At 69.4% G+C, this 6,371-nt stretch carries 5 protein-coding genes; 1 reads left to right on the top strand and 4 read right to left on the bottom strand.

Translation table 11 applies throughout. From position 1 onward, the window contains the following. Positions 1–359: 359 nt before the first annotated feature. Positions 360–1,367 (bottom strand): stage II sporulation protein M, encoded by a 1,008-nt coding sequence (locus ACFW9Z_RS20345; protein ID WP_384642542.1) that lies wholly within the window; start codon positions 1,365–1,367, stop codon positions 360–362. Between the two features lie 121 nt (positions 1,368–1,488). On the opposite strand from ACFW9Z_RS20345, the gene ACFW9Z_RS20340 reads away from it, so the two are divergent. Next, a complete protein-coding gene (locus tag ACFW9Z_RS20340) occupies positions 1,489–2,532 on the top strand; it encodes an RDD family protein (protein WP_384642539.1) in 1,044 nt (347 codons plus the stop codon). Here ACFW9Z_RS20340 and ACFW9Z_RS20335 read toward each other — a convergent pair. The 3 genes from ACFW9Z_RS20335 to ACFW9Z_RS20325 all read right to left on the bottom strand — a co-directional run bounded on the left by ACFW9Z_RS20335 (position 2,529) and on the right by ACFW9Z_RS20325 (position 6,298). Then, on the bottom strand, positions 2,529–3,173 hold the full coding sequence (locus tag ACFW9Z_RS20335) for a hypothetical protein (RefSeq protein WP_384642536.1): 645 nt from the start codon (positions 3,171–3,173) through the stop codon (positions 2,529–2,531). The two genes, ACFW9Z_RS20340 and ACFW9Z_RS20335, sit on opposite strands and share 4 nt — an antisense overlap. A gap of 191 nt (positions 3,174–3,364) precedes the next feature. Continuing rightward, positions 3,365–4,822, bottom strand: coding sequence for an adenosylhomocysteinase (gene ahcY, locus ACFW9Z_RS20330; protein ID WP_384642534.1), 1,458 nt, complete (start codon positions 4,820–4,822; stop codon positions 3,365–3,367). A gap of 516 nt (positions 4,823–5,338) precedes the next feature. Continuing rightward, complete coding sequence (locus ACFW9Z_RS20325) at positions 5,339–6,298, bottom strand: cation diffusion facilitator family transporter (RefSeq protein WP_384642532.1); 960 nt, start codon at positions 6,296–6,298, stop codon at positions 5,339–5,341. Positions 6,299–6,371: the final 73 nt, after the last annotated feature.

Below are 6,371 nucleotides of genomic sequence, written 5' to 3'. Positions count from 1 at the left end.
CGCTTTCGCGTTTTCCCTTTCCGGCGGTTCCAACTTTACCAGACTCTTTTTCGTTCCGTTTCCGGTCCGAATTCGATTTCCGGTGGCCTGTGGAGTGGCCTTTGCCTTTCGGCGGATCCGACTTTATCAGAAGCGCGGCGGCCGAATGAACGGCCTGCGATCGAGATAAGGGAATCATTTGGCTCTGCGGGATAACTAAGAGCTTCCCGGCGCGAGCGAGGTAGACGCTACGCGCTTCACTCGGACTTGTCTAGCCCGAGGCAACCGTTTAAATCTACCTCCCCACATCTGCCGTGTCAACGGTTTTTGCGGGCGAAGAGGAGACTAGCAGCTCGGGGACGGCGAACGCACACCGGTGGTCAGGCGGCGGAGGGAAGTTCGGCGCTGCGTTCGACCGCTGCGAGGTCGCCGGTGTCGCCGGCCCGCACCGCGCGGCGGCCGAGGATGTAGACGTACGCGAGAAAGGCCAGCTCAACGACGATGCCGATGGTGATCCGGGCCCAGGTGGGGAGGCCTGAAGGGGTCACGAAGCCTTCGATGACTCCGGAGACGAACAGCACCAGGGCCAGGCCGATGGCCATGCCCAGTGCGGCGCGGCCCTGCTGGGCGAGGGCGGTGCGGCGGGAGAGCGGGCCGGGGTCGATCACCGTCCAGCCGAGGCGGAGCCCCGTACCGGCGGCCACGAACACCGCGGTCAGTTCGAGCAGGCCGTGCGGGAGGACCAGGCCGAGGAAGACGTCCAGGCGGCCCGCCGAGGACATCAGTCCTATGCCGACACCGAGGTTGAGCATGTTGAGAAAGAGGATCCAGATCACCGGCAGGCAGAGGAACGCGCCCAGGACCAGGCACATCGCGGCGGCCTGCGCGTTGTTCGTCCATACCTGCGCGGCGAAGGATGCCGCCGGGTGGCTGGAGTAGTAGGTCTCGTACTCCCCGCCCGGACGGGTCATGGCCCGCAGGTCTTCCGGGGCGGCTATCGCGGCCTGGACCTCGGGGTGTGCGCCGATCCACCAGCCCAGGAGTGCGGCCAGTGCCGTGGAGAGCACCGCGGTGGGGACCCACCAGTGGCGCGAGCGGTAGACCGCTGCGGGGAACCCCGCCGTGAGGAAGCGGGCCGCGTCGCGCCAGGAGGCCTTGCGGGTGCCGGTGACCGTCGCCCGGGCGCGGGCCACGAGCTGAGTGAGACGCGCGGTGAGCAGAGGGTCCGGGGTGGTCGACTGGATCAGCGAGAGATGGGTGGCCGTGCGCTGGTAGAGGACGACGAGCTCGTCCGCTTCCGCGCCCGTCAGGCGGCGCCCTCGGCGCAGGAGGTGGTCGAGGCGGTCCCACTCCGTGCGGTGGGCGGTGACGAAGACGTCGAGGTCCATGGGCGGCTGTTGCTCCAGGCATGGGTGCGTACGGGGCCGTACTACTGCGGCGCGCTGCGGGTCAGCTTGGCAGACTGGGTCCGGCCGGGGGTGGAGAAGGTCGGGGAAGAGTGGGGGCGCGATGAACGAGTTGGTGACCGGGGACGCGGTTGTCCTGGGGCTGCGTCCGGCGAGGCTGCCGAGCCGGGCTCTGGCGGCGGCGATCGACCTGGCGGTGATTCTGTGCGTCTTCCTGATCGTCTCGGTCGTTCTGAGCATCGCCTCCGTCTCCCTGGACGAGGCAGCTGTCGCGGCCATCGGGGTCGCCTCGTTCCTGCTGGTGCTGGTCGGTGGGCCGATCGCCGTGGAGACGCTGAGCCACGGCCGCTCCCTCGGGAAGCTGGCCTGCGGGCTGCGTGTGGTGCGGGACGACGGCGGGCCCATCCGGTTCCGGCACGCGCTGGTACGGGGTGCGATGGGTGTCGTGGAGATCCTGATGACGTTCGGGACCGTGGCCTGTATCGCCTCGCTGGTCTCCGCACGCGGGCGCCGGCTCGGTGACGTCTTCGCGGGGACGCTGGTCGTCCGGGAGCGGGTGGCGGCCCAGCGGTCGGTCGGTGTGCCGCCGCCCCCGCCGTGGTTGGTCGGGCGGTTCTCGCAACTGGATCTGTCCGCTGTTCCGGACGAGCTCTGGCTCGCGATACGTCAGTACCTGACGCGGATGTACCAGCTGGACCCCGGTGTCGGCGGTTCGATGGCGGCCCGGCTGGCCGACGAGCTGGTGGCACGGACGGGGATCGCTCCGCCACAGGGGGTTCCGGCGGCCGCGTTTCTGGCCGCGGTGGTTCATGAACGGCAGGCGCGTGATGCCCGGCGTGTGCTCACGGGGGCGCGGGGCCAGGCGGGCCCGGCGCCGGTGCCTGCCGGGCCGTCAGGGGGTGCCGGGGTGGGCCGGTCTTCCGGGGGTGCGCAGTTCCCCGGGCCGGATCCGGTCCAGCCCTCCTGGTCGGGGCAGCCCTCCGGATCGGGCCCGGCCCAGCCCTCTTCGTCGGCGCAGGCTCCCGGGCCTGGTTGGTCGGGTGGGGCGGAGGCCGGTGGCGCACAGTCCGGCGGGTCAGAGGCCGGTGAGGTGGAGCAGCAGAAGGGGGCGGGAGGCTCCTCCGGCGGGTTCGCTCCGCCCGGTTAGCCGGATGTCTTCTGGGCCGGGAGGTCCGAGTGCCGGGGTGACGGGGGTGTCTCCAGGTGTTCCAGCTCGATGCCCGGGGCCGCGAGGACGACGTCCCCGGCGGTGTGAACGGTGTGCCGCTCCCCGGTGTCCAGGGCGCTGACCTGGTATTCGTCCACGATCAGGGGGCCGTTGTCAGTGGCGTGCGCTTCACTGTTCACCAGGGCCCAGGACTGGTCGACGGTACGGGGCGCGAGGACCGGGTCCGTGAAGGTGACCACGCGGACACGGGTCTCGGGGGAATCGGGGGTGAGACGCAGGAGACGGGTCAGAGCGATGAGGAACGCGGGGGAGGTTCCGGAGAAGGCATGGGCGCGGACGTTGCCTTCGGTGGCGTGAACGCCGGTCGGGTCGGTCCGGACCCAGGTGACGCCTTCCAGGGCGGCTCCTCGTACCTGCCAGCTCGCGGAGTGGAGTTCGAGACGGATCGGCCGGCCGAGTTCGTCCAGGGCCAGATCCACGGAGCCGAGGTGCTCGCCCGAGGGGGACGTGGTCTGGGAGACATAGCGCCAGCCGGAGGGGCCGGGGGCGCAGTGGAAGTGTTCTTCGCCGAGGGGGGTGTGATCGTGAAGGTCGTGGAGCGAATACCTGCCGCGGGGCATGGGGTCCTTCGGGTTCCTCGGGCTGTGCGGGGGCGGTAACGGGGCAGGCCCCCGACACGGGGGTGCGGGGGCCTGTCTCGTCAGCTGCCGGCCACTGGCTGCTGCCTGCTACGTGCTGCTGCTGAGGCTCGGTGCCGTGCGGCGGCCCGGGAGGAGATGGTGCCGCCCTCCCGGCCGCCGACGGTGCCGGATCAGTAGCGGTAGTGGTCGGGCTTGTACGGGCCGTCGACCTCGACGCCGATGTACGCGGCCTGCTCGGGGCGGAGCGTCGTGAGCTTGACGCCGAGGGCGTCGAGGTGGAGGCGGGCGACCTTCTCGTCCAGGTGCTTGGGCAGCACGTAGACGTCGGTCGGGTACTCCTCGGGCTTCGTGAAGAGCTCGATCTGCGCGAGGGTCTGGTCGGCGAAGCTGTTGGACATCACGAAGGACGGGTGGCCGGTGGCGTTGCCGAGGTTGAGGAGGCGGCCTTCGGACAGGACGATGAGGACCTTGCCGTCGGGGAACGTCCAGGTGTGGACCTGCGGCTTGACCTCGTCCTTGACGATGCCGTCGATCTGCGCGAGGCCGGCCATGTCGATCTCGTTGTCGAAGTGGCCGATGTTCCCGACGATGGCCTGGTGCTTCATCCGGGCCATGTCCTTGGCCATGATGATGTCCTTGTTGCCCGTCGTGGTGATGAAGATGTCCGCCTGCTCCACCACGTCGTCGAGCGTGGCGACCTGGTAGCCGTCCATCGCCGCCTGCAGTGCGCAGATCGGGTCGATCTCGGTGATGATCACGCGGGCGCCCTGGCCACGGAGGGACTCCGCGCTGCCCTTGCCCACGTCGCCGTAGCCGCAGACGACTGCGGTCTTGCCGCCGATCAGGACGTCGGTGGCGCGGTTGATGCCGTCGATCAGGGAGTGGCGGCAGCCGTACTTGTTGTCGAACTTCGACTTTGTCACCGCGTCGTTCACGTTGATCGCGGGGAACAGGAGGGTGCCGTCACGGTGCATCTCGTAGAGGCGGTGCACACCGGTCGTCGTCTCCTCGGTGACACCGCGGATCTCGGACGCCAGCTGGGTCCACTTCTGCGGGGACTCGCCGAGGGTGCGGTTCAGCAGGGTGAGGATGTACGCGTACTCCTCGCTGTCCGCCGTCGACGGGTCCGGGGCCGCGCCAGCCTTCTCGAACTCGACGCCCTTGTGGACGAGGAGGGTGGCGTCACCGCCGTCGTCCAGGATCATGTTCGGACCGCCGGTGGGGGTGTTCGGCCAGGTCAGCGCCTGCTCCGTGCACCACCAGTACTCCTCAAGCGTCTCGCCCTTCCAGGCGAAGACCGGGACGCCCGCGGGGGCCTCCGGGGTGCCGTTCGGGCCGACGGCGATGGCCGCGGCGGCGTGGTCCTGGGTGGAGAAGATGTTGCAGGAGGCCCAGCGGACCTCGGCACCGAGGGCCACGAGGGTCTCGATGAGTACGGCCGTCTGCACGGTCATGTGCAGCGAGCCGGTGATCCGCGCACCGGCCAGCGGCTGCGCGGCGGCGTACTCCTTGCGGATCGACATCAGGCCGGGCATCTCGTGCTCGGCGAGAGTGATCTCCTTGCGGCCGAAGGCGGCGAGAGAAAGGTCGGCGACCTTGAAGTCCTGGTTGTTGGCGACCGTCGTCATAACGGGCTGCTCCTCGTGATGGGTCGAGGGTGGGCTGTTGGGCTGACGCTGCGGCGACGGACACACGAATGCCCGAGCGTTCGCAGTGCAGTCCGTCGGAGGCCCTCTGTCCCTCGCCCGGCTCGCATCCGCGGACCGGTCGACCGCCATCAGCAGCGACGTCTGTTCCGTATCCGAATCTACACCGAACGGCCCAGTGAGCCCCAGCCCGTTCGAGGAGCCGGGCGTGTGTGAGGGGTCACCGGGGCGATCGGGGCTGATGTGCGGTGGGTCGGTGGCCGGGATTCTTCGGTTCCCGGGGCGGGGTCGGGGTCGGGGTCGTACGAGTGTTGGGTCGCGGCCGTATCGGGGGTGAGGTCGGGGCCGTACCCGTGTCGGGGTTCGTGGCCGGGGTTCGCGCCGGGGTTCGCGCCGGGGTTCGTGGCCGGGGTGTCGGACGACTGCCGGGGGTGGGTGCATAGGTGCCGGACAGCTGCCGGGGGGGGTGGCCCAGGTGTCGGACGGCTGCCGGGGGGCCTAAGGGGTGTCTGACGGTTTGCCGGGGGTGGTGTCGGAGGCTGCGGCCTCCGCGTTGAAAATGTCCGGCTCCAGGTAGATGACCCGGGCGATCGGGACGGCCTCGCGGATCCGGTTCTCGGCGGCGTTGATGGCGTTGGCGATCTCGACCGCGGTGTCGTCGTGCTGGACCGCGATCTTGGCGGCCACCAGCAGTTCCTCGGGGCCGAGGTGGAGGGTGCGCATGTGGATGATGCCGGTGACGGTGTCGCCGTCCACCACGGCCGCCTGGATCTTCTCGACCTCTTCCAGGCCGGCGGACTCCCCGAGCAGGAGCGACTTCGTCTCGGCGGCCAGGATGATCGCGATGATGATCAGCAGGATGCCGATGCAGAGGGTGCCGATGCCGTCCCAGACGCCGTTGCCGGTGACGAGGGCGAGGCCGACGCCTCCGAGAGCGAGCACCAGGCCGACGAGGGCGCCGAGGTCTTCGAGGAGGACGACGGGGAGTTCGGGCGCCTTGGAGCGGCGGACGAACTCGGTCCAGGAACGGTCGCCGCGCGTCTCGTTGGACTCCTTGATCGCCGTACGGAAGGAGAAGATCTCGGCGATGATCGCGAAGACCAGGACCCCGACCGGCCAGTACCAGGCCGTGATCTCGTGCGGGTCCTTGATCTTCTCGTAGCCCTCGTAAACCGCGAACATGCCGCCGACCGAGAAGAGGACGATGGAGACGAGGAAGGCGTAGATGTAGCGCTCGCGCCCGTAGCCGAACGGGTGCTGCGGGGTGGCCTCCCGCTTGGCCTTCTTGCCGCCGAGCAGCAGCAGGCCCTGGTTGCCCGAGTCGGCGAGCGAGTGGACGCTCTCGGCGAGCATCGACGAGGAACCACTGAAGAGGAACGCTACGAATTTGGCCACGGCGATCGACAGGTTGGCGACGAGCGCCGCCACGATCGCCTTGGTTCCGCCGGACGCGCTCATGAGTGCGTGGTGTCCCTTCCTCGGTGTGCGGCAGGTGGTGCTGGTGCCGCGTCGCGGCGGCACATTGTTGCAG

Source organism: Streptomyces sp. NPDC059452, from assembly GCF_042750035.1.
Taxonomy (GTDB): Bacteria; Actinomycetota; Actinomycetes; order Streptomycetales; family Streptomycetaceae; genus Streptomyces.
This window is presented reverse-complemented; position numbering and strand designations above follow the sequence as displayed.